The organism is Neobacillus sp. YIM B06451 (genome assembly GCF_032667185.1).
In the GTDB taxonomy this organism is placed as follows: Bacteria; Bacillota; Bacilli; order Bacillales; family Cytobacillaceae; genus Bacillus_D.
Window position 1 is genome coordinate 54,253 of the sequence record NZ_JAVFKJ010000013.1, and the last position, 24,213, is coordinate 78,465.

The following is a 24,213-nucleotide window of genomic DNA, read 5'->3' on the forward strand; positions in this document are numbered from 1 at the left end:
GATATGTTTGTTGATCAGGTGAAAGTATATGTGAAAGGCGGGGACGGGGGCGACGGGATGGTTGCCTTCCGCCGTGAAAAATATGTGCCGATGGGCGGGCCTGCCGGCGGTGATGGCGGCTCTGGGGCAAATGTTGTTTTCCAGGTAGAGGAAGGCCTTAGCACATTGATGGACTTCCGCTATCAGCGCCATTTTAAAGCGCCGCGAGGGGAACATGGAATGTCGAAGAACCAGCATGGTAAAAATGCGAAAGACATGGTTGTCAAGGTTCCTCCGGGCACAGTTGTTTACGATGAAGCAACGAATGCAATCATCGCTGACCTTGTCGAGCACGGCCAAACGGCGGTAATCGCAAAGGGCGGGCGCGGCGGGCGCGGGAATTCCCGGTTCGCGACCCCTGCAAATCCGGCACCCCAACTCTCCGAAAAAGGGGAGCCGGGGCAGGAGCGGAACGTTATCCTGGAATTGAAGCTTCTTGCCGATGTTGGGCTTGTCGGTTTCCCGAGTGTCGGAAAATCGACGCTTCTTTCGGTCGTGTCAGCCGCGAAGCCAAAAATCGCCGAGTACCATTTTACAACAATCGTCCCGAACCTTGGGGTGGTTGAAACGGAAGATGGCCGAAGCTTTGTCATGGCCGACCTTCCCGGACTGATTGAAGGGGCCCATCAGGGAGTCGGGCTTGGGCATCAGTTCTTAAGGCATATTGAAAGGACGCGGGTCATTGTCCATGTCATCGATATGGCGGCAAGCGAGGGACGAGACCCATTTGATGATTATCAAAAAATTAACGATGAACTGAAGCAATACAACCTGAGGCTGACAGAACGGCCGCAAATCATCGTGGCCAATAAAATGGACATGCCGGATGCGGAAGAAAACCTGAAGAGCTTCAAGGAACAATTGCAGGAGGACTTCCCAGTTTTCCCGATTTCGGCCATTACGAGGCAGGGCCTGCGGGATTTATTGTTCGCGATTGCGGATAAAATCGCGGAAACCCCTGAATTCCCACTTTATGAAGAAGTGCTTGAAGATACGAGCGTTAACAGGGTCGTTTACAAGCATGAGAAGGAAGAGCAGGAGTTTAAAATTACGAGGGATCCAGATGGCGCGTATGTCATCTCCGGCGACAGCGTAGAGCGCCTCTTCAAAATGACGGATTTCTCCCGCGATGAGTCGGTGCGCCGTTTTGCCCGCCAGCTCCGAGGCATGGGAATCGACCAAGCGCTGCGTGAAAGAGGCGCGAAGGACGGCGATACAGTCAGGCTGCTTGAGTTTGAATTTGAATTTGTAGAGTAATGTTCCGGGGCAAAGAGGTGTTGCAATGAAATCCAACCGTTTTGATAAGAAATTTTACTTGGTCAGGGAAGATGTCCTGCCGGATGTCATGAAGAAGACAATGGAAGCAAAGGAGCTGTTGGACAGGGGAAAGGCGGAATCCGTCGGAGAAGCGGCCTCGATTGTGGATTTGAGCAGGAGCGCGTTCTACAAATACCGCGATACGGTCTTTCCATTCTCATCTGTCGTCAAAGACAGGCTGATTACGCTTTTCATTTATCTTGAGGACCGTTCTGGAGCCCTCTCGCGCCTTTTATCGCTTGTCGCGGAAGCGGACTGCAACGTTTTGACAATCCATCAAACGATTCCGCTTCAAGGCAGGGCGAATATTACCATCTCACTGAACATCTCGCAAATCAAGGGCGAAATTGAACATCTGCTTGAAAAAATACGAAGCCTCGATTACGTTGAAAAGGTAGAAGTCGTTGGATCGGGAGTATAGCCTCCGGTTACAGGAAGGCGCACGGCAATTTTTGCCGCGCGCCTTTTTGGTATTTAGGAACTACCTGAGGCACTTTCACTCCGCAATCTTTTATTATGTAAATAGCATAAATTGTTAAGTAAGACTTAATGTCCGAACAGCAGTAGCCAGTGGGTCGTTCGGTCGTTAAAAGAGGATTTAACTCCCGAACAGTAGTTGCCAGCGGGTCGTTCGGTCGTTAAAAGAAGATTTAACTCCCGAACAGCAGTAAAGGCGCTTTACAACGTTCAATATTTAAAAATAATTAAATTTAACACATAATTAACCGGAAATATCAGGACAAAACAAAAATCCCCATCGAGCCGCACGCATGGGGATTTTTAATATAAGCAAGGGATCAGCCGATTTCAAAAAGGATTCCCGCTTTCTTCAGGGCGGCTTCCGCCTTTTCAAGCGCTTGCTCCGACGGCGCTGACAGGGTGTGAAGATGGTACCCGCCTGTCAGTTCTGACAAAAAAGCCGCTTTTGTTGTCTGGATTTTTTCAATAAATTGCTTAACCTCCTGGCGGTTCGAGACCATGATGGAGGCGGTAAGGTCACCATATACAGGATGTTCGATCTTTACATCCCTGACTGTAACCCCCTCATCCACAATCAACATTAGTTCTTCCTCTGTTTTGCCGGGCGGATGATGGCAGGGTACTGTTTTTTCAAAAACGGGTGACAACGACGATTGCCTTAAATATAGATAGCCCTGGCTGGTCGCGATAATTGGTTCATTTTTTGCCTTCAAGAGCGTAATATCACCTACGATAATCTGTCTGCTGACCTTCGCGGTTGACGCCAGCTCGCTTCCCGTGATTGGCGTGTTGCTATTTTTCAAGAGGGAAAGCAACATTTGCCTCCGTTCCTCCCCAAGGAGTTTCTTTTCCTCTCCCATATGTACCACTCCAGTAACTTTTTATTTCGCTTCTATTATTTTATCACATTTACGGGCCGGACCGCGACAGCACAAGGCATGCCGTCATATTCGATGGGCCAATGGCATAACTTTTTATGTAGATTGTTAGCATTTTGCCCAGACCGACATACACTATATGGACTTATGCCATAGGAGGGAAATCAGAGTGAAAATCCATATCGTACAGAAAGGGGATACTCTTTGGAAGATCGCCAAGAAGTACGGCGTGAATTTTGAAGAGCTGAAGAAGCTAAATTCACAGCTCAGCAATCCTGATATGATTATGCCCGGTATGAAAATAAAAGTTCCGTCAGGGGGAGGCACGGTAAAGAAAGAATCTTCCCCGGGAGGAGCGGCAATCAAATTCGGGGCAAAAAAGGAAGTGCCTATTGCTGAGCACCCGTTCGCCAATATTAAAGCGCCGCAGCCAGAGGAATCGCCCGATGTTCCGGTTCCTGCCCAGCCAATCGCAATGGAATCGCCAGTCGCTCCCTATACCCCGAAAATGCCCCAGCTTACCATCCAGGAAACAGATATAGAAACGAATTATTTACTAAACATAGCCACGCCGAAAAAAGAGGTTCCGATTAAAAAGGAAATGCCAATTAAAGAAATACCGATTAAAAAAGAAATGCAGATTAAAGAAGTTCCAATTAAAAAAGAAATGCAGATTAAAGAAGTTCCAATTAAAAAAGAAATGCAGATTAAAGAAGTTCCAATTAAAAAAGAAATGCAGATTAAAGAAGTTCCAATTAAAAAAGAAATGCAGATTAAAGAAGTTCCAATTAAAAAAGAAATACCGCTAAAAGAAGTCCCAATAAAAAAGGAAGCGCCAATTCAGCCGAAAAAGGAAATTCCGCTTCCTCCCATAAAGGAAGTTCCCATACAAGCTGTAAAAGAGCAGCCGATCCTTCCTTTAAAAGAAGTTCCCATACAAGCTGTAAAAGAGCAGCCGGTCCTTCCTTTAAAAGAAGTTCCCATGCCTCCGCCGATAAAAGAAGTTCCACTGCCGCCAAAGGCGGAAATGCCGATGAAGACTCCTCCGCCTGCACCTGCACCAGTAATGCCCGTCAGCCAGGCGCAGCCAGTTATGTATGAGGAATATTGTGTCCCGGTAACGCCGGTGATGCCTGGCGTTTGTTACCCATGCCCTGTGCCATGTCCACCCATTCCTGAAGCAATTTTACCGGAGGCTGTCTGTGCACCTTATCCTGTTGTCCAGGGTGCAATGCATGATCCATGTTACCCAGTTCAGCAGGTAGGAGGGGTTATGTACCAGGCCGATCCGTGTTATCCACAGCCTGTCGTTCAGGGCGCAATGTATGAGGCACAGCCGTTTATGATGGGAAATGAACCGCCGATGGTAGCAGGAGTAGCAGGTACAATGTACACGCATCATTATGAGGCTGAATCTTCTTCATCCTCATCTTCCTCAATGCCGTTGTTGTATCAGATGGGCCACGGACAGCAGCCGCATGGGCAATACGCAGGGTATATGGGACAGTTATACGGCCAAGGAAATCCTGATGGCGCACAGCAAATGCCTTTTGCCGGACAGCAGGAATACATGGCTCCAGCAGGGCAGCAGATGTATATGCAGCCAAATCCTGCTGAAATGGCCCAGCAAGCGTATGGCCAGCAAATGCCAGGCTTTATGGAGCAGCCTGTAATGGGCCAGCAATTTGCCCCTTCAGTAGGCCAGCAACTTCCTTATACACAGCAAATGCCGGGAGCGGGCTTAATGGAAGATGAATCCCCAATTGGTTATAGCGGAAGTCCATACCAGCAGACGCCTTATGGAGGACAGCTGCCATACGGGCAAACAACGCCTTTGGCAGGCCAGCAATTCCCAATGGACGGCACCCAGCCAATGTACGGCGGGCAGATGCCGATGGACGGCACCCAGCCAATGTACGGCGGGCAGATGCCGATGGGCGGACAACTGCCATACGGCCAGCAATTCCCTATGGGCGGCACCCAGCCAATGTACGGCGGTCAGGTAGTTGGGGACGGACAGCTGCCATACAGCCAGCAGTTCCCTATGGGCGGCACCCAGCCAATGTACGACGGGCAGATGCCAATGGGCGGACAAATGCCAGTCGGCCAGCAATTCCCGATGGGCGGCATGCAGCCAATGTACGACGGGCAGATGCCGATGGGCGGACAAATGCCAGTCGGCCAGCAATTCCCGATGGGTGGCATGCAGCCAATGTACGACGGGCAGATGCCGATGGGCGGACAAATGCCAGTCGGCCAGCAATTCCCGATGGGTGGAGGCCAGCCAATGTACGGCGGTCAGGTTCCTGGAGACGGACAGCTGCCATATGGCCAGCAGTTCCCAATGAGCGGTACCCAGCCAATGTCCGGCCAGCCATATCCAGGAGGGGAGCACCACATCCCGACATTTAGCGGGCAGCACTTTATGCCTGGCCAGCAATTCCCGATGGGCGGCGCCCAGCCAATGTACGGCGGGCAGATGCAGATGGGCGGACAAATGCCATTCGGGCAGATGGCTGGAGGACAGCCAATGTACGGGCAGCAGTTCCCGATGGGCGGACAAATGCCAGTCGGGCAGCAATTCCCGATGAGCGGCACGCAGCCAATGTTCGGCCAGCCATATCCAGGAGGGGAGCAGCAGATCCCGACATTTAGCGGACAGCACTTTATGCCTGGCCAGCAGCTTCCGACGTTAGGCGGCCAGATGCCATATGGCGAACAGCAGATGGGCACGCAACTGCCTGGACAGTCTGGAACAGAAACCGGCCAATCGCAGCAAAGGGACCAAAACCAGCGAGAGGTGGCTGAAAGGGAAATCGATCCGTCCATTCCGCGGATTTTCGCCCCGCCGCTGCCATTTGCCCAGCGGCCGTTCATGAACCCATATGGAATCGGTCCTTCGGGCCCAAGCCAATTTGGATTTGCAAATGAAAGCAAGGATTAGAGGGAGAGGACCGCAGGGAGACGATGAATTAACAAATCGTCTCCTCTCTTATTTAAAATCCTTTCCGGGGACTGTAAGAGAAATCATACAACTACGGCCAACTATCTTTTATGTACACACTTCGGCAGGCGAGTTTATCGTAAAAGGCTACTCTTCATTCAACCGCCTCATCCTGTTGGAGAATTTCACTGAATTATTGAAAAGGCACGGTTTCCGTGACACCTATACGTATTTTCGTCCAGGCAGACAAGGCCCATTTTATGCAAATGGCTTGTATTTTGGGTTTATTGAATACATTCCCCCTCATCCAAAGGCATTTTCTTTTCAAACTGTGGAAGACCGGTCAGAAGGCTTGAAGGTTTTGGGAAAATTTCACAATGTTACCGAAAAAATAGCGGGGGCTTACCGTTTATCAATCCCTGTTGCGAAACAAATCAGTAAATGGGAGGATCGCCTGGCGCGATTTTCCGCGAACACACCCTTTATATCGGGTGTTCTCGGAGGAGAAGTTTGCGATGAAATACTCAGCTGGGCGGACTGGGCACTTAAAGGGATGAAGAGGGGGGCAGGGTTATTTTCAGAAGGGCCCCAGGCAATCCTCCACGGTGATGTCGCCCATCATAATTTTCTTAGGTCACGGAATGGCAGGGTAAATCTCATCGATTTTGACTTGGTTTCCATTGGCCCTCCAATCCTTGATTATCTTCAGTATGCGAACCGGATCCTGCCTTTCATTGGATGGTCGTTCGGTACACTTTCAGCTTATGAAGAAATCAAGGACTTTTTAAAGGAGGAAGCTTTTCTGCATGCCCTTGTGTACCCGACGGATATTTTACGGGAATGGAATAGGATTTTGAACAGTGAAAAATTACCTGACTCCATGAAAGTCGGCCATGTAAAAGAAATGACGATGTACAGACTTTCAGACAGGCGGAATTTTGTAAAAACAATCCACGCTAGGATAAAAACAACGTAAATCGAACTTCCGGGGCAAGGCGTTCGCTTTGCCCTATTTTAAGAGGTGAAACCGGTTGAAAATGAGGACACGCAGGCCCACAAACCGGTTGGCCAATGTGTTTTTTACTTTTCCCCTTGTTAAAACCTACTCTCCTAACAGCAGAATCACAGATTGAGGATTTCATTATAAGAAAGGATAAACAGCCGAAATCGGGAAATGCTATAAACGAAATTACCACTAAGGTTTAAAGACCAGGAAGAGGTGGGCGAAATGAAGCGAAAACCAGCATTAATGGCGGCTGTATTCTTCATCATTCTGTTTTGGGGGCTCATTTGCCCGGAAATTAAAGCATTTGCGGTTGAAGAGACCATTCCGGAAGCAACCGAAAAGCATGAACCTCTTCGTATAAAGGTTACTCTTGAAAAAGTGTATGTTGACAGGGAAGTAAGCCAGGAGCAACTCATAGAAACGGCTGTCTCCTGGGAAGAGTTCTGGTCAAAGTATAAAGGGTGGTCCGTGGTCGATGTAGGCAAGGATTCCGTCGTGTTAAGGAGCCAGGTCGAGGACATTTCCCCTTTGCTGAAGACAAACGGCTATTTCGGGCTGAGCGGGGAAGGGGTATTGGCCATCTTTAACGGCAGGCCGCCTTATTCCCAAATCATCCAGTCCTTTTTCCAAATTGATGTTGAGAAGCTCGAGAGCAGGAAACAGGCTGAACTGAGAAAAGGCATCCCTATCAAGACGAGGGACAGATATGTGGAAGTGCTTGAAAGCTTCAAGCCCTATTCGACATGTGAAACAGGGCATGAATAATGAGGATTGCCATTCAGGAGCAGATTCATATAGGTACAATCGTTCAGGAATTAATAAAGGACCAGGCTGGAATGTTCAGCCCGGTCCTTCTGTTGTTTTATATTACTGTTCAACGCTTGTGATTACATATTGGCCGTCTTTGAGTTCAACGGTATAGGTAACGCCTTCGTTTGTTTTAACGGTGCCTTTGTTTGCATCGCCTTCAATTGTTACATCATCCAGTGTTGTTCCAGTAATCGACTTTGCAAAGAATGGCTCTGCTTTTACGATAATCTGGTCTTTATCTGTCTTTTCTCCTGTCGCATAATGCTCGGAGATTTGTTTTGCGACATCTTCGCTATAATACTTGGTCAAAAAAGTCTCTGCAGCAGCTTCGTCCGCAAATGTAGCATTAAGGATTGGAGTTTCTCCATCTTCAGCTGTGTCATGTGCGTAAACAGTGTCAACCTTGTTTTCAGCCAAACGGACAGCATTGTACATTTTTGCTTTAACCTGGTCAGTAAGCTCGGACTTGTTTTCTTCTTTGTTTGTATCCTCTGCGCCTTTCGAGCTATCCTTTTCGGAACAGCCGACAACCACGAAAGCCAGAGTGAAAACAGCCAGCAATGCCAACAATTTCTTCATTTCGTAACCCCCAAGATGAAATTTAAACCTTTCTCATTATAAGTAACAACCCGAAGTGAATCAACCATTTTGTTCAATTTCCTAAAAAGAGTATGGTAGAATGGAGTACAGCAAGGAAGAGGAGAGAGTATATTGTTTGATTTTATCAGTGGGAAGTTGGACTACGTCGGTCCTGAATACATAGTCATTGAAAATTCCGGGATAGGCTGGCAGATCGCCACTCCGAATCCGTTTGCCTATGCCGGTAAAATAGGTACCAACGTGACTGTTTTTGTATTCCATTATGTACGCCAGGATGTAATGGGGTTATTCGGTTTTTCATCACGAGAGGAAAAGACCCTTTTTACAAAGCTGTTAAGCGTTTCTGGAATCGGGCCAAAAGGCGCGCTAGCCATCCTGGCCTTTGGGGAACCAGTCCAAGTTGTCCAGGCGATAGAGAATGAGGATGAAGCATTTCTTGTGAAATTTCCCGGTGTAGGGAAAAAGACAGCCAGGCAAATGATCCTTGACTTAAAAGGAAAGCTTCAGCATATTACGCCGAACCTGTTCCCAGACCTTTTCAACCCCGAGGCGGGGAAACCTGTTCCTGGCTCTGGATCGTGGGAGTTTGAAGAAGCGGTTCTCGCGCTTAAGGCGCTTGGCTATAGCGAACGGGAAATAAACAAAATATCACCTGAATTGAAGAAAGAAAATCTTTCAACAGACCAATACATTAAAAAAGCTTTGCAAAGGCTTATGAAGTAGGGTGATCGATATGGATGAACGAGTTGTTTCAAGCGAAGCCGACAACCAGGATGCTATCTTTGAAACAAGCCTGAGGCCTCAGAGACTGTCCCAGTACATTGGGCAGGATAAGGTCAAGGCCAATCTTGAAGTGTTTATCCGCGCGGCGCGGATGCGGGGGGAAACGCTCGACCACGTCCTCCTGTACGGCCCTCCCGGACTTGGAAAGACGACCTTAGCTGCGATTATTGCCAATGAAATGGGGGTAAACCTTAGAACAACCTCCGGCCCGGCGATTGAGCGGCCTGGTGACCTCGCAGCTATCCTGACAGCGCTTGAACCTGGCGATGTCCTGTTCATTGATGAAATTCACAGGCTCCCAAGGGCAATCGAAGAAGTACTTTATCCTGCAATGGAGGATTTTTGCCTTGATATCGTCATTGGAAAAGGGCCTGAAGCGCGGTCGATCCGCCTTGATCTGCCTCCGTTTACGCTTGTAGGCGCGACGACGAAAGCAGGATCGATTTCGGCTCCGCTCCGTGATCGATTTGGTGTTTTGGCGCGTCTCGAGTATTATAGGGAAGAACAATTGAAAGAAATTGTGGAACGGACCGCTGAAATCCTAAATACGGCCATTTCCGGGGAGGCAGCAACCGAAATCGCAAGAAGGTCCCGCGGGACGCCAAGGATTGCCAACAGGCTGCTCCGCCGTGTGCGTGATTTTGCGCAGGTAAAGGGAAACGGGGATATTGACCTTCCAATGGCGGTTGAGGCGCTCGAACTGCTCCAGGTGGACAGGCTCGGCCTTGACCACATCGACCATAAGCTTTTGTTCGGGATCATTGAAAAGTTCCGGGGCGGGCCGGTCGGCCTTGATACGATTGCCGCGACGATAGGTGAGGAGTCTGACACGATTGAAGATGTTTACGAACCTTACCTGCTGCAAATTGGATTCCTTCAGCGGACGCCGAGGGGACGGGTCGTAACGGACCTTGTTTATCGACATTTCCACTTGGAGGTGCCGAAAAAATGACCGGACTATCAAAAATGCTGATGGCAATCGGCGCGATTATTTTTGTGATTGGTCTGTTGATGCCGATTTTGAAGCTGGGGCGGCTGCCCGGTGATATTTTGATTAAAAAGGGGAATACTACCTTTTATTTCCCGGTTGTCACGTCCATTGTGCTCAGCATTGTGTTATCGCTCATTTTTTATATTGCCGGCAGGTTCAGGTAAGTATTCCTGCCCGTTATTTTAAGACGTTAGGGTGTCACGAATGAAAGTGGATATATTTGATTTTCACCTGCCAGAGGAACTTATCGCACAAACCCCTCTTGAGAGCAGGTCGAATAGCAGGCTGATGGTGCTTGATAAAAAAAACGGCGGCATCAAACATGAGATTTTCAAAAACATTAAGGAATATTTGCGTAAGGGTGATTGCCTCGTCCTGAATGATACGAAAGTGCTTCCCGCCAGGTTGTACGGCGCGAAAAAGGATACAGGGGCCAAGATTGAAATACTCCTTTTGAAGCAGCTTGATGGTGATGCGTGGGAGACGATCGCAAAGCCAGCAAAAAGGATTAAAGTCGGCACCGAAATTGATTTTGGGGACGGGCTGCTGACGGCGGTTTGTACCGGGGAGTCAGATCATGGGGGCCGGGTGCTTGAATTTAAGTACAAAGGAATCTTTTACGAGCTGCTTGAACAGCTAGGTGAAATGCCGCTTCCTCCATATATTAAAGAACAGCTTGACGATAAGGATCGCTACCAGACCGTTTTCGCGAAGGAGCGCGGATCAGCGGCCGCGCCGACCGCCGGGCTCCATTTCACCGAGGAACTTCTTGATGAAATCAGGGGAATCGGCGTCAATATCGCGTTTATTACCCTTCATGTTGGACTTGGTACATTCAGGCCGGTCAGTGTGGAAGATATCAAGGAACATGATATGCATTCGGAGTTTTACATCGTATCCGAAGGCACGGCAACGCTCCTGAATGAAACGAAGCAAAAGGGCGGCAGGATCATAACTGTCGGAACCACCTCTACAAGGACGCTTGAAACGGTGGCGTCTGCGAACAATGGCCTATTCGCCTCCTCAAGCGGCTGGACGGACATTTTTATTTATCCGGGCTACGAGTTCAAGGCGATTGACGGAATGATCACCAACTTCCACTTGCCGAAATCAACCTTGATCATGCTTGTAAGCGCCCTTGCTGGCAGGGAAAACATCCTGCATGCCTATGAAACGGCAGTCAGGGAGCGATACCGGTTCTTCAGCTTTGGCGACGCAATGCTGATTATTTAACCATTTTGTCTCAGGGTTTCGCCTTGTTTTCAAATCATCCAAACCTCCGGAGGGTTGGCGGTGATGATGGGGCATTTCCCTATGGAAGGAGAAGTTTGCTTTGGCAGCAATCACATACGAGTTAATAAAAACATGCAAACAGACAGGTGCGAGGCTTGGAAGGGTCCATACTCCACACGGAAGCTTTGAAACCCCTATTTTTATGCCAGTGGGCACGCTGGCCACAGTGAAAACGATGTCCCCCGAGGAATTGAAGGAAATGGGGGCAAAAATCATATTGAGCAATACGTACCATCTCTGGCTGCGCCCTGGCCATGAGATTGTCCGTGAGGCTGGCGGCCTCCATAAATTTATGAACTGGGACAGGGCAATCCTGACCGATTCCGGCGGCTTCCAGGTGTTCTCCTTAAGTGAATTCCGGAAGATTGAAGAAGAAGGGGTCCATTTCAGGAATCATTTAAACGGGGATAAACTGTTCCTGTCTCCGGAAAAGGCGATGGAAATCCAGAACGCGCTTGGTTCGGACATTATGATGGCCTTTGATGAATGTCCGCCGTTTCCGGCAACCCACGAATACATGAAAAAGTCGGTAGAGCGTACGTCAAGATGGGCCGAGCGCTGCCTGAACGCGCACAAGCGGCCTGAGGACCAGGGATTGTTCGGGATTGTCCAGGGGGGAGAGTTTGAAGACCTTCGCAAGCAAAGCGCGAGCGACCTAGTAAGTATGGATTTTCCAGGTTATGCCATTGGCGGGCTGTCCGTCGGCGAACCGAAGGATGTCATGAACCGTGTCCTGGAATTTACAACCCCGCTTCTTCCATCGAATAAACCAAGGTACTTGATGGGAGTCGGCTCTCCAGATTCGTTGATTGATGGGGCGATACGTGGAGTCGATATGTTTGACTGCGTGCTTCCGACACGGATTGCCAGGAACGGGACACTTATGACAAGCAATGGAAGGCTTGTCGTCAAGAATGCCAAATTTGCCCGCGATTTCGGGCCAATTGATGAGAATTGCAGCTGTTATACATGCCGCAATTACAGCAGGGCATATATCCGCCATTTGATCAGATGTGACGAAACATTCGGAATTCGACTTACATCTTATCATAACCTGCATTTTCTGATAGAATTAATGGAGCAAGTCAGACAGGCAATCAGGGAAGACCGTCTGGGGGACTTCAGGGAAGAATATTTTGAGCGTTACGGCTTCAATAAACCGGATGCGAAAAATTTCTAAATAGATGTCATCGAAAGGAGGGAAACACATATGGCAGGAGGAGGATTACTCGGTACTGTAGGGCCATTGATTTTAATGTTTGTCCTATTTTATTTTCTCTTGATCCGTCCACAGCAAAAGCGCCAAAAGGCAGTCCAGCAAATGCAAAGCGAACTCAAAAAAGGGGACCGCGTCGTAACGATTGGCGGCCTTCACGGGTTTGTTGATTCATTGGATGAGGACAAGGTTGTCATCCGCTGCGGGGATGGAAGCAGGCTTACATACGATCGGGCGGCAATCCGTGATGTTGTCGCTGCAGAAACATCTAACAGCTAATACAAAAAGGCATGCTCCGGTTTGGGAGAATGCCTTTTTGCTTTTTTGGCGAACAATCAAGAAGCCGTCCTTTTTGGGGACGCAATATTCACTCCGAGGATACCGCCCATCATTGCAATGAGGATATAACAAATATGGTAAACAATTTGCTCCCAGTCAAAAAGCTTGTCATATCCTAAATACTGAAACAAAAATACAATTACCGAATAAATCAGCCCTGTCAGCCCGCCCAGCAGCCAACCTCTTTCGCCGGCTTTTCCACCCGCGAGGAAACCCCCGCCGAACAGGCCTATAAACGACATAGCCGTAATAATGTACTCGAGCGACATTTCACGCACAGATGTGAACCTTAAGATTAACGAAAAGATCAACGAGCTGACCACCGCAACCACGAAAATGAAGATCAGCCCATAGACGATTCCTCTTCCGATGCCCCTGTTCTCGATTTTCACCCTCCCCTTTCGCCCCAGCAGCAAGGGCCAAGTCTTTGCCTAGTACAAGCATATTCAGAACGGAAAAGAATTAGACTCCAAATTCGTCCAGTGTGGTAAAAAGTACCGTACTTTTTTTTGCCAAAGTGAAAAGAATAAGAGTATCGAAAACCAGGAGGCGTCAATATGGCTCATCATTGGGAGATTCTGTTTCGGACTGTCCTATTATATCTCCTTGTCATTGTAACATTTCGCCTGATGGGCAAAAGGGAAGTAGGGGAGCTAAGTGTCATCGATCTAGTCGTAACAATCATGCTGGCCGAAATCGCTTCAATGGCAATTGAAAATACACAAGATCATCTCATGCATACACTTATCCCAATTTTTGCAATTGTCATCCTGCAAATCCTTTTTTCTTTTATCTCCCTAAAAAGTAAAAGATTCAGGGATTTGCTAGACGGAAGGCCATCGATCATCATTAATAAGGGTACAATAGACGAAAAGACGATGAAGAAACAGCGCTATAATTTCGATGACCTTCTTGTCCAGCTAAGGGAAAAAAACATCAGAAATATATCCGACGTTGAATTCGCCATTCTTGAGCCGTCCGGAAAGCTTTCTGTATTTAAAAAAGAGCCTCCAGGGAAAAAAAAGAAAAGCTCCCAGGGGGATATCACGATGCCTTTGATAATAGATGGGATGATTCAGGAGGAAAACCTCCGAAGAATCAACAAAACGAGCTTTTGGCTCAGGCAGGAATTAAAAAAACAGGGTGCTCCGGAAATCCGGAAAATTTCGTTTTGCAGCTATGACCAGGGTGAATTTTATATAGATAAGCACGATAAAAGCTAGGGCTGGCTCCAGGGAATGTTGGACGCCAGCCTTTTTTTGAAAAATTGGGCCCTCTATACACAAAGGTTCGGTTAGAAAGATAACCTTGAAAGGAACGGGCCGATGTAAGGAATCCGTTTCAGTTCAGCAGGGCGGACCAGCTTCAGAAAGACAGCCAGGATGATATAAAGCACCCCCATGGATATTGCTGAGAGAAGCACGCGGGACAAAAGAGCCGTACCTGCTGGAAGATTTGCATAAATGAAATAGCCGGCATATCCTGAAATTCCTATCGCCAAGAATCCCTTAAAATAGTCCATTAAATAAAAAGAGAATGAAATCTTTTTTAAAACGGTCGCGAAATGGAGCAGGGTGACGAGTACAAAGCTGGTAATGATCCCTAGTGCGGCTCCGTTTATCCCAAAGGTTGGCTGGGATGCGAGGACGAAAATGACGGCTGTTTTGATAACCGCTCCGATCAGGCTGTTAATCATTGCAGCTTTCGCCAAATTCAATGCCTGGAGGGCAGCCTGAAGCGGTCCCTGATAATAATAAAATAAAAAGAATGGTGCCATCAGCTTGATGAACTGGGCGCCATTTTCCGATCCGTACATCAGCATCATAAGCGGCTCGGCCAAAACATACAGCACGGCGACCGATATGCCCCCTGTTAAAAATGCAAACCGGAGGGACTGCTGGAGCCGGTATTCAATCAATTTGCCGTCATTTTTTGAATTGGCTTCGCTAATGGCCGGAACGAGTGAGGTCGCGAGCGAGTAGGTGATAAACGATGGCAAAAGGAGCAACGGCATCGCAAAGCCGGTGAGCGCGCCGTACTGTTTCGTCGCCAAGGTCGCGGCGATACCTGCAAGCCCAAGGCTGTGAGAGACAACAATCGGTTCGAAAAACCACGAAACGGAACCAATCAGCCTGCTTCCTGTAGTAGGGACGGCAACAGTCATCAGTTCCTTGAATGGCTTTTTTCCGTCACGGACAAATTTAAAGAAATCTTTTCGGAGGCGGAATTTCTTCTTCAGCTTAAAAGCCGCCATTAAATAAAGAAGCGAAACAACTTCGCCAATGACTGCCGAAAGCATGGCTCCGGCTGCTGCATATTCAATCCCATAGGGAAGGAATGCCTTGGTCATGACTGCAATGAGCGCAATCCTGAAAAATTGCTCAAGGATTTGCGAGAAGGCGGCTGGCTTCATGTTTTGGCGCCCCTGGAAATAGCCGCGCAAAACGGATGAAACGGCAATGACTGGGACGACTGGGGCAATCGCGATGAGCGGGTAGTACGTACGGTTGTCCGTAAACAGAGTCTCGGACAGCCAGGGAGCAAGCAGAATAAGGGCGGGAGTGAAAATCACGGACAGCGTAAGGGTTGTAGCAAGGGAGACAACGAGTATTTTTTTGATTTTCCCATATTCACCCCGCGCCTCGGCTTCTGCGATGTTTTTCGAAATCGCAACAGGAAGGCCGAATTGGGTGATCGTGATGACCAGGACTAAGGATGGATAAGCCATCATATACAGCCCGACTCCTTCCTCGCCGATAAAGCGGGCGATCGCGATTCTGTTGATGAAGCCAAGCACCCTTGTTATAAAGCCTGCCAAAAGCAGGATGGCTGTCCCTTTTAAAAACTTAGACATTCGTTTCCCACCTTCTCAAAATAGTGGATTTCATATACAATTAACTATATGCAACGAGGTGGACAAGAAGACACGCGGATGGATGAAAAAGAAGACAAACAGCTTCAGGAGGGCCAAATGGAAAACGGGCATGTTTACGATCATTACCGGGTAACACTCGCTCCTGTCCTTGAGAGCAAGCTGGATGAATTCCGGTTGCTCGGGAACGATTCAATCAGCGAAGAGGAGCTTTGGAAGTATCTCGTCAAGAAGAAGTGGAAAAAGGACAAGGGGGAAAAGCTTTTCCATCAGCTTGTCCAGGATATTCTTACGGTGAAAATGAGTGACTTCATCAGTTTTGCAACGATTGAAACGTATAAAGAATCGCCCTTTTCCCTTGATAATGAAGAAGAGTGGAAAGAGTTACTGAAATAACCTGTGACGGCGGCTCCGCTATCATTGTGGGGCCCTCATGCGTTTTTTGGCCGAACGCCTAAGCTGGTATTTATGCATTTTGCCAATTTTAGCAAATTGACAGGATATTGCCGATAATTCATAATGAGAATATTGGTTAAAAGTAGCAAATGGTATTGTGCCTGGAATTGAAGGAGGAACTACTGAATGGTTAAGCGCAACAGGATTGTGGCCTTTATACTTGTTATCGCATTGGTTGGAAGTCTTATAGGCGCCACATCACTAAACATCTTGAAAGATATTAAACTCGGCCTCGATTTGCAGGGCGGATTCGAAATCCTTTACGAGGTAAAGCCTGCAAAGAAAGGGCAGAAGATTGATAAAAAGGCTCTGGCTGATACAGCCGAAGCCCTGGACAGGCGTGTCAATGCCCTAGGGGTGAGCGAGCCGAATATTCAAATAGAAGGGCAAAACCGGATCAGGGTCCAGCTTGCCGGTGTAACTGACCAGGCAAAGGCCCGTGAACTCCTGTCAACAGAAGCAAACCTGACCTTCAGGGATGCCGATGACAAAATTATGATGGACGGTTCCGACCTTGCGGAAGGCGGAGCCAAACAAACATTTGATGAAAATGGGAAGCCAAGCGTTTCCTTGAAGCTAAAAAGCGCCGACAAATTCCGGAAAGTAACGGAAGAGATTGTCAACAAGGCCCCCGATAACTATCTCGTTATTTGGCTTGATTTTGAAGAAGGTGATTCCTTCAAGGAGGAAGTGGGGAAGCCGGATCCGAAATTCATTTCGGCCCCTACAGTTTCGAACATCTTTAATCAAAATACAGTTTCAATTGTCGGCCAGTTCACGCCTGAAGAAGCTCAAACTCTCGCAAGCCTGTTGAACGCGGGCGCGCTGCCAGTTAAGCTTAACGAAATTTACTCGACATCGGTTGGCGCGAAATTCGGTGAGCAGGCTATGGATAAAACCGTGTTCGCTGGAATTATCGGCGTACTGGCCATCTTCCTGTTCATGATCGCGTATTACCGTTTTCCAGGGTTTATCGCGACTATTACTCTTACGATTTATATGTACCTGACTGTTCTTGTCTTTGATTGGCTGAATGTCGTCCTGACGCTTCCTGGTGTCGCAGCCCTCATCCTCGGTGTCGGGATGGCGGTTGACGCGAACATCATCACCTATGAGCGGATCAAAGAAGAAATCAAGGTCGGCAAATCAATTAAGGCTGCATTCAAGGCCGGTAATGAAAACTCGTTCTCGGCCATTACGGATGCAAACCTGACAACCCTCCTTGCCGCCGCGGTCCTGTTCTTCTATGGGACAAGCTCGGTAAAAGGATTTGCGACGGGCTTGATCATTGGTATTCTGGGAAGCTTTTTCACAAACGTTTATTTATCAAGATGGCTGCTCGGCCTTTGGGTCAATAGCGGCTTCCTGAATAAAAAACCGGGCTGGTTCGGTGTGAAAAAGAGCGAAATTTTCCGCCTTGACCAAAATGTCGATACGCTTGAACTTCCAACGAAATTCGACCGTTTCGATTTCGTTAAAAACAGGAGGGCCTTTTTCATCGCCTCCGGTGCCATAACAGTTATTGGGATTATCATCCTTCTAATCTTTAGGCTTAACCTTGGCATTGATTTTACGAGCGGAACCAGGGTAGACATTCTATCAGATAAACCACTTACTACGGAAAAAGTGGCATCCGAGCTGAAAAAAGCTGGATTTGAAACTGATGATATCGTTATATCCGGTGACAAAAAGAATATTGGTGTAGCACGGTTTAAAAAGGACTTCACAAAAGATGAGGTTACAAAGCTGAAAACCGAAATGCATAAGGTGTTTGGTGAAGACCCAACTGTAAACAGCGTTTCGCCGACTGTCGGCAAGGAACTGGCGAAAAATGCCATGTACGCCCTGTTGCTTGCGTGCTTGGGCCTGATTCTGTTCGTTGCCTTCCGTTTCGAACTGCCGATGGGTGTTTCGGCGATTATCGGCTTACTTTTTGCAGCCTTCTTCATCTTCCCGCTATTTAGCATTATCCGCTGGGAAGTGGATATTACGTTTATCGCCGCGGTTCTTACCGTTGTTGGTTACGCGATCAATGATACGATCGTTACCTTTGACCGGATGCGAGAGAATATGCAGAAGAGGCGCCGCCTGAAAACATCCCAGGAAATTTATGACGTGGTAAATACGAGTATTAGGCAGACGCTTGGCCGTTCCGTCAATACTGTCTTAATGGTCGCGCTGACCGTCGTGGCGCTCCTAATTTTCGGAAGCGAATCGATCCGGAGCTTCTCCCTCGCCTTGCTGGTAGGCTTGATTGTCGGAACCTATTCGTCGATTTTCATCGCCGCCCAGATTTGGGTAGAGTGGAAAAATAAAGAACTGAAGAAAAAAGGCGTCCTGATCACATACAAGGAAAAGAAAAAGTATTCCGATCAGCCGCAGGTATAACAGTAAAAAGCCGCAGAGGAACCTGCGGCTTTTTGCGTCCTGGATTGTTGTTTAGTTGTCGGATAAAGCTGTTTGGCTTCTGACAGCTTTCCAGATTATTAAGTAAAACGAGTCAGAAGATGCCCTGTCTTCTGACAGGTTTCCAGATTGTTAAGTAAAACAAGTTAGATGATGCGCTGCCAAGGAAGGGTTTCCGATTTTTATCTATAACAGTTGCCAAGGCATAGGCCAGAATCCATAGTTTTCAGGTAAAACGAAAGGCTCTACACATATGTCCGCCTACTTATTTTTTTAAAAAAAGAGACGCGATGAGCGGTTGGGGATCACCCGGCCCAGATGGTGAAGAATGTCAATTGCTGTATCTTTTCTTGTTGTGAAGATATTCCCGGTCCTGTATAATGGAAAAGTTGAGGGGTGAACGTTTTGCTGAATTCAAGAACGAGATGGATTGTCCGCGAATCCAACGAAAGCACTGCAAATAAATTAGCGGCGGAGTTAAATATATCTCACCTTGTTTCCTCAATGCTTGTTAACCGGGGGCTGGATACTGTTGAAGCCGCGCGGCCTTTTTTATTTGGCGGGGAAAAATTTCATGACCCGTTCATGCTGAAAGGAATGGATCTGGCGGTCTCGCGTATCAAAAGGGCGATTGACAGCCAGGAGCCGGTTTTGATATATGGCGATTATGATGCCGATGGCGTTAGCAGTACCACGGTCTTAATGATTACATTACAAGAGTTGGGCTCGAACGTCGGCTATTACATACCAGACAGGTTTACTGAAGGATACGGACCGAATGAAGCTGCCTTCAGGAAAGCGGCGGAAAATGGAGTTAAGCTAATAATTACAGTGGATACTGGTATCTCCGGCGTCCATGAAGCGGAAGTTGCCAGGGAACTTGGGATCGATTTGATAATAACGGATCATCACGAACCTGGGCCAGTTCTTCCGGATGCGCTTGCCATCATCCATCCAAAACTGCCGGACAGCATTTACCCGTTCAGGGACCTTGCCGGAGTCGGCGTTGCTTTCAAGCTCGCTCATGCCCTGTATGGCCAGGTGCCGGACCATCTGCTTGAAATCGCGGCTATCGGCACCATAGCCGACCTTGTTTCCCTGAAAGGAGAAAACAGGCTGATTGCCAAAGCGGGAATTGACAGGCTAAAGGTAACCGAAAACATCGGAATCAAGGCAATTTTAAAATGCGCCGGGGTTAATCCAGCGGCAATCAACGAAGAAACAATCGGTTTTACACTTGCTCCAAGAATCAATGCTGTCGGCAGGCTTGAGCATGCGAGCATTGCCGTTAAACTGCTGTTGACAGAAGACAAAACGGAAGCTGAAGTGCTTGCGCAGGAAATGGACGGGCTGAATCGGGAACGGCAGGCTATTGTCCAGGAAATTACGGAAGAAGCAGTCCACCAGGTCGAACGTGACTTTCCCCCTGATGCGAATAAAGTTCTCGTTGTTGGCAAGGAAGGCTGGAATGCGGGGGTTATTGGAATTGTCGCGTCCAGGCTTGTCGAAAAGTATTACAGGCCTGTGATTGTCCTTAGTTTTGATATGGAAAAAGGACTGGCGAAAGGTTCTGCAAGGAGCATTCCCGGTTTTGACCTCTTCAAAAACCTGTCCGAATGCAGGGATATCCTTCCTCATTTCGGCGGGCACCCGATGGCAGCCGGGATGACATTGAAACTGGAAGACGTCGATGGCTTGCGCTTCCGGCTGAACGATCTTGCGGCGGGACAGATGAGGGACGAAGACTTTATCCCTGTGCTGCAGCTTGATGCGGAAATTTCAATTTCAGAAGTGGATCTCTCAGTCCTTGAGGAGGTGCTTTTGCTCGCTCCGTTTGGGGTTGACAACCCGAAACCAAAAATTTCGATTGAGGACGTATCTATCTCCACGCTTCGAAGGATAGGCAGCGACAGCAGCCATTTAAAAATGACATTGTCGAACGGGGAAGCTTCGCTTGATGGCATCGGGTTTGGGCTCGGGCAGCTGGCAGACCATATTTCTCCTTCTTCAAAAATTTCTGTTGCGGGGGAGCTGTCCATTAATGAATGGAACAATATCCGAAAGCCCCAGCTTATGCTTCAGGACCTTGCCATCAGGAACTGGCAACTGTTTGATTATAGGGGTGCAAGGACTATTTCCGCTATAAACGGAAAGCTTCCGGATGGAAAGAAAACGTTTATCGTTTTTGATAAGAAAAATCTGGCGGAGGTTGAATTGCAGCTGAGAGGAAACGACATTCTCCATATCCGGACAGGTGAAGAGGCTAGGGCAGCCAGGATAGACGGTGAAAGCATCGTCTTTGTTGACCTGCCGCCTTCAAAGGAGGTTATCGCTGACCTGCTGGACGGAAAAATGCCCGACAGGATATACGCGGTATTTTACCAGGAAACAAGCGATTTCTTCAGCACAATGCCGAATAGGGATCATTTCAAATGGTACTACGCCTTCCTGCTGAAAAATTCACCGTTTGATATTGGCCGTTACGGCAGCCAGCTCGCTAGGAAAAAAGGCTGGACAAAAGAGACAATTGATTTTATGTCCGAGGTGTTTTTTGAGCTGGAGTTTGTTACAATAAAAAATGGATTGATTTCCGTTTTAAAACCAACATCAAAACGTGACCTGACCGAGTCGGTTGCGTATCAAAAGAAGCATGCACATTTCGCTCTTGAAAGGGATTTGCTCTACTCATCCTATGAGCAGCTTAGGAGTTGGTTCTCCGAAATCCTGGCGGAGCCTGTTGAAAATGAGGAGGCACTAAAGGAATGGATTTAAAACAATTTGTCACCATCGTACCCGATTGGCCAAAGCCCGGCATTAATTTTAAGGACATCACCACCCTGATGGATAATGGGGAAGCTTATAAATATGCGACAGACCAGATTGTTGAATATGCCCGTGAAAAGAAGATTGACCTTGTTGTCGGCCCTGAAGCACGCGGCTTCATCATCGGATGCCCTGTAGCCTATTCCCTTGGAGTCGGGTTCGCGCCTGTAAGGAAAGAGGGCAAGCTCCCGCGTGAGACAATCAAAATGACCTATGGCCTTGAGTATGGGAAGGACGTACTGACAATCCACAAGGATGCCATCAAACCGGGCCAGCGCGTCCTGATTACCGACGACCTGCTCGCCACTGGCGGTACGATTGAAGCAACGATCAAGCTGGTTGAAGAACTTGGCGGCGTCGTAGCGGGAATCGCATTCCTGATTGAACTGACTTACCTTGAAGGCCGCAAGAAGCTTGAAGGATACGACTTATTGACAATGATGAAATTTTAGGAAGGGGAGCACTCATGCGGGTGCTCTCTTGATTTTATTGATTTAGGTGGAAAAAATATCCTCCTTTTAAAAATCGGCACGAATGCCCACTTTTTCCCTTGGAATGGGACGGGTTTTTCGACAAATTCTAGCTATAAAGGAAAAAACCCGTCCAATCCCTTTACATCTCTGCATTTTTTCTCGATAATAGTAACAATCATTAGAATTTATTCATAGAACTGTTCCAAAGGCGCCCCGCCGTACCGGGGGATTCTTAAAAAAAATAAAATCTTTTTCCAATAAGAAACAAAGGTGATTTCATGGCGAACGATCAGGTGCTAACCGCCGAACAAGTCATCGACAAGACGAAGGCCTATTTGAACGAGGAGCATGTCGCGCTTGTAAGGAAAGCGTACGAGTATGCCGCCTGGGCCCATCGTGACCAAGTAAGGAAATCGGGTGAGCCGTACATTATCCATCCAATTCAGGTTGCTGGCATCCTTGCCGACCTTGAAATGGATCCCGCTACGGTCGCTGCGGGTTTCTTGCATGATGTCGTGGAGGATACAGTAGTATCGTTAAAGGACATCGAAACGGAATTTAACGATGAAGTTGCTATGCTTGTTGATGGCGTGACGAAGCTGGGTAAAATTAAATATAAATCGCATGAGGAACAGCAGGCGGAGAACCACCGGAAAATGTTTGTTGCAATGGCCCAGGATATTCGGGTCATTTTAATAAAACTGGCGGACCGCCTCCACAATATGAGGACGCTTAAGCATCTTCCTTTTGAAAAGCAGCAGCGGATAGCCAATGAAACATTGGAAATATTCGCTCCTCTCGCCCACAGGCTCGGGATCTCGAAGATTAAGTGGGAGCTTGAAGATACGGCGCTCAGGTATCTGAATCCACAGCAATATTACCGGATTGTTAACCTGATGAAGAAAAAGCGCGCCGAGCGGGAGCAATATCTTGATGATGTCATCGAGGAAGTAAAGGAGCGGGTGCGCGAGGTTTCCATCAAGGCGGAAATTTCCGGCCGCCCGAAGCACATATACAGCATTTACCGTAAGATGGCGTTGCAGAACAAGCAATTCAGCGAAATTTATGATTTGCTTGCTGTCCGGATTGTCGTCAACAGCATTAAGGACTGCTATGCGGTTCTCGGGATTATCCATACTTGCTGGAAGCCGATGCCTGGCCGGTTCAAAGACTACATTGCCATGCCGAAGCCGAATATGTACCAATCGCTTCACACAACGGTCATCGGCCCAAAAGGCGATCCGCTTGAAGTTCAGATCAGGACGAAAGAGATGCACCGGATCGCGGAGTTCGGGATTGCGGCCCACTGGGCGTACAAGGAGGGGACGAACCTCAAAGAAAGTTCTTCCTTTGACCAGAAGCTGACATGGTTCCGCAATATCCTCGAGTTCCAAAATGACACGGCCAATGCCGAGGAGTTTATGGAGTCGCTTAAAATTGACTTATTTTCCGATATGGTCTTTATTTTTACCCCAAAAGGGGATGTCATTGAACTGCCATCCGGTTCCGTGCCGATTGATTTTGCCTACCGGATCCACTCCGAAATTGGAAACAAAACGATTGGTGCGAAAGTGAACGGCAAGATGGTCACGCTTGATTACAAGCTTAAGACCGGTGACATTATCGAAATTTTGACCTCGAAGCACTCCTATGGCCCAAGCCAGGATTGGCTAAAGCTTGCCCAGACTTCCCAGGCGAAAAACAAAATCCGCCAATTTTTCAAAAAGCAGCGGCGTGATGAAAATATCGACAAAGGCCGGGAACTGGTTGAAAAAGAGATCAAGGCGATGAATTTCGATCTCAAAGAAATCTTGACAGCCGATAATATTAAAAAAGTTGCCGAAAAATTCAACTTCATGAATGAGGATGATATGTTCGCCGCCGTCGGTTATAACGGGGTGACAGCACTCCAGGTGGCAAACCGGCTGACGGAAAAATGGCGGAAAAAGCGCGATCAGGAGCAGGAAGCGACAATCGACACCGCGTTGACCGACCTGAAAACCCAGCCGCAAGTTGTCAAAAAGCGTGATTCCGGGGTCAGGGTTGCGGGGATAGACAACCTGCTGATCAGGCTGTCGAAATGCTGCAATCCGGTACCGGGCGATGAAATCATCGGCTTTATCACGAAAGGCCGGGGGGTTTCCGTCCACAGATCCGATTGCCCGAATATTGATGCGGCAGAAGTCCAATCAAGGCTTATTCCGGTAGAATGGGAGTCTTCATTTAACGACCGGAAGGAATACAATGTTGAAATCGAAATTAATGGGTATGACCGGCGCGGCCTCTTGAATGAGGTGCTGCAGGCCGTAAATGAAACGAAGACAAACATTACGGCCGTATCGGGAAGATCCGACCGGAATAAAATGGCGACCATCAATATGTCGATTTCGATCCACAATGTGGCCCATTTGCATAAAGTCGTCGACAGAATCAAACAGATCCCCGATATTTACTCGGTCCGGAGGATTATGAACTAAGGAGTTATAC

20 protein-coding genes and 1 pseudogene are annotated in these 24,213 nt (G+C 48.0%); 17 read left to right on the top strand and 4 right to left on the bottom strand.

Features of this window, described 5'->3' with window-relative positions; translation table 11 throughout:
• Positions 1–3: 3 nt before the first annotated feature.
• Complete coding sequence (gene obgE / locus RB160_RS18280; protein WP_316571873.1) at positions 4–1,296, top strand: GTPase ObgE; 1,293 nt, start codon at positions 4–6, stop codon at positions 1,294–1,296.
• 25 nt (positions 1,297–1,321) lie between these two features.
• Positions 1,322–1,777, top strand: a complete 456-nt coding sequence (locus tag RB160_RS18285) for an ACT domain-containing protein (protein ID WP_316571874.1) — start codon at positions 1,322–1,324, stop codon at positions 1,775–1,777.
• Between the two features lie 376 nt (positions 1,778–2,153).
• On the opposite strand, the gene RB160_RS18290 is transcribed toward RB160_RS18285, so the two are convergent.
• Positions 2,154–2,696 (bottom strand): transcription repressor NadR, encoded by a 543-nt coding sequence (locus RB160_RS18290; protein WP_316571875.1) that lies wholly within the window; start codon positions 2,694–2,696, stop codon positions 2,154–2,156.
• A gap of 187 nt (positions 2,697–2,883) precedes the next feature.
• Here RB160_RS18290 and safA point away from each other — a divergent pair.
• The 3 genes and pseudogenes from safA to RB160_RS18305 form a co-directional block, all read left to right on the top strand.
• Positions 2,884–3,034, top strand: a pseudogene (gene safA / locus RB160_RS24120) (SafA/ExsA family spore coat assembly protein); the annotation flags it as partial.
• Between the two features lie 2,607 nt (positions 3,035–5,641).
• Positions 5,642–6,634: a phosphotransferase gene (locus tag RB160_RS18300; protein WP_316571876.1), complete on the top strand. Its 993-nt coding sequence runs from the start codon at positions 5,642–5,644 to the stop codon at positions 6,632–6,634.
• Between the two features lie 252 nt (positions 6,635–6,886).
• The gene (locus RB160_RS18305; RefSeq protein WP_316571877.1) at positions 6,887–7,429 is read left to right on the top strand and encodes a BofC C-terminal domain-containing protein; all 543 of its coding nucleotides are present in this window, start codon (positions 6,887–6,889) and stop codon (positions 7,427–7,429) included.
• 102 nt (positions 7,430–7,531) lie between these two features.
• On the opposite strand, the gene RB160_RS18310 is transcribed toward RB160_RS18305, so the two are convergent.
• Positions 7,532–8,053: an endonuclease gene (locus tag RB160_RS18310; protein WP_316571878.1), complete on the bottom strand. Its 522-nt coding sequence runs from the start codon at positions 8,051–8,053 to the stop codon at positions 7,532–7,534.
• A gap of 132 nt (positions 8,054–8,185) precedes the next feature.
• On the opposite strand from RB160_RS18310, the gene ruvA reads away from it, so the two are divergent.
• From ruvA to yajC, 6 genes are all read left to right on the top strand, one after another.
• The gene (gene ruvA / locus RB160_RS18315) at positions 8,186–8,797 is read left to right on the top strand and encodes a Holliday junction branch migration protein RuvA (protein WP_316571879.1); all 612 of its coding nucleotides are present in this window, start codon (positions 8,186–8,188) and stop codon (positions 8,795–8,797) included.
• Positions 8,798–8,807: 10 nt separating this feature from the next.
• A complete protein-coding gene (gene ruvB / locus RB160_RS18320; RefSeq protein WP_316571880.1) occupies positions 8,808–9,809 on the top strand; it encodes a Holliday junction branch migration DNA helicase RuvB in 1,002 nt (333 codons plus the stop codon).
• Positions 9,806–10,012: a DUF2905 domain-containing protein gene (locus RB160_RS18325; protein WP_316571881.1), complete on the top strand. Its 207-nt coding sequence runs from the start codon at positions 9,806–9,808 to the stop codon at positions 10,010–10,012. The genes ruvB and RB160_RS18325 overlap by 4 nt, the downstream gene beginning before the upstream one ends.
• A 40-nt stretch (positions 10,013–10,052) precedes the next feature.
• On the top strand, positions 10,053–11,081 hold the full coding sequence (gene queA, locus RB160_RS18330; RefSeq protein WP_316571882.1) for a tRNA preQ1(34) S-adenosylmethionine ribosyltransferase-isomerase QueA: 1,029 nt from the start codon (positions 10,053–10,055) through the stop codon (positions 11,079–11,081).
• A gap of 100 nt (positions 11,082–11,181) precedes the next feature.
• A complete protein-coding gene (gene tgt / locus RB160_RS18335) occupies positions 11,182–12,321 on the top strand; it encodes a tRNA guanosine(34) transglycosylase Tgt (RefSeq protein ID WP_316571883.1) in 1,140 nt (379 codons plus the stop codon).
• Between the two features lie 30 nt (positions 12,322–12,351).
• Positions 12,352–12,636, top strand: coding sequence for a preprotein translocase subunit YajC (gene yajC / locus RB160_RS18340; RefSeq protein WP_316571884.1), 285 nt, complete (start codon positions 12,352–12,354; stop codon positions 12,634–12,636).
• Positions 12,637–12,692: 56 nt separating this feature from the next.
• Here yajC and RB160_RS18345 read toward each other — a convergent pair whose 3' ends face one another.
• Positions 12,693–13,088, bottom strand: a complete 396-nt coding sequence (locus RB160_RS18345; RefSeq protein ID WP_483870182.1) for a TIGR04086 family membrane protein — start codon at positions 13,086–13,088, stop codon at positions 12,693–12,695.
• Positions 13,089–13,253: 165 nt separating this feature from the next.
• Here RB160_RS18345 and RB160_RS18350 point away from each other — a divergent pair, with 165 nt between their 5' ends.
• Positions 13,254–13,919 carry a DUF421 domain-containing protein gene (locus tag RB160_RS18350; protein ID WP_316571885.1) on the top strand — a complete coding sequence of 222 codons (666 nt, stop codon included), beginning with the start codon at positions 13,254–13,256 and terminating at the stop codon, positions 13,917–13,919.
• Positions 13,920–13,990: 71 nt separating this feature from the next.
• Here the strand turns inward: RB160_RS18350 and spoVB are convergent, their stop codons facing one another.
• Positions 13,991–15,550, bottom strand: a complete 1,560-nt coding sequence (gene spoVB, locus RB160_RS18355; RefSeq protein WP_316571886.1) for a stage V sporulation protein B — start codon at positions 15,548–15,550, stop codon at positions 13,991–13,993.
• Between the two features lie 78 nt (positions 15,551–15,628).
• Here spoVB and RB160_RS18360 point away from each other — a divergent pair, with 78 nt between their 5' ends.
• The 5 genes from RB160_RS18360 to RB160_RS18380 all read left to right on the top strand — a co-directional run bounded on the left by RB160_RS18360 (position 15,629) and on the right by RB160_RS18380 (position 24,203).
• Positions 15,629–15,964 carry a post-transcriptional regulator gene (locus tag RB160_RS18360; RefSeq protein WP_316571887.1) on the top strand — a complete coding sequence of 112 codons (336 nt, stop codon included), beginning with the start codon at positions 15,629–15,631 and terminating at the stop codon, positions 15,962–15,964.
• A 186-nt stretch (positions 15,965–16,150) separates the two neighbouring features.
• Positions 16,151–18,412, top strand: a complete 2,262-nt coding sequence (gene secDF, locus RB160_RS18365) for a protein translocase subunit SecDF (protein WP_316571888.1) — start codon at positions 16,151–16,153, stop codon at positions 18,410–18,412.
• A gap of 423 nt (positions 18,413–18,835) precedes the next feature.
• Positions 18,836–21,202 (top strand): single-stranded-DNA-specific exonuclease RecJ, encoded by a 2,367-nt coding sequence (recJ, locus tag RB160_RS18370; RefSeq protein WP_316571889.1) that lies wholly within the window; start codon positions 18,836–18,838, stop codon positions 21,200–21,202.
• Positions 21,193–21,705, top strand: a complete 513-nt coding sequence (locus tag RB160_RS18375; RefSeq protein WP_316571890.1) for an adenine phosphoribosyltransferase — start codon at positions 21,193–21,195, stop codon at positions 21,703–21,705. Before recJ ends, RB160_RS18375 begins: the two co-directional genes overlap by 10 nt.
• A 299-nt stretch (positions 21,706–22,004) precedes the next feature.
• Positions 22,005–24,203, top strand: a complete 2,199-nt coding sequence (locus RB160_RS18380; protein WP_316571891.1) for a RelA/SpoT family protein — start codon at positions 22,005–22,007, stop codon at positions 24,201–24,203.
• Positions 24,204–24,213: the final 10 nt, after the last annotated feature.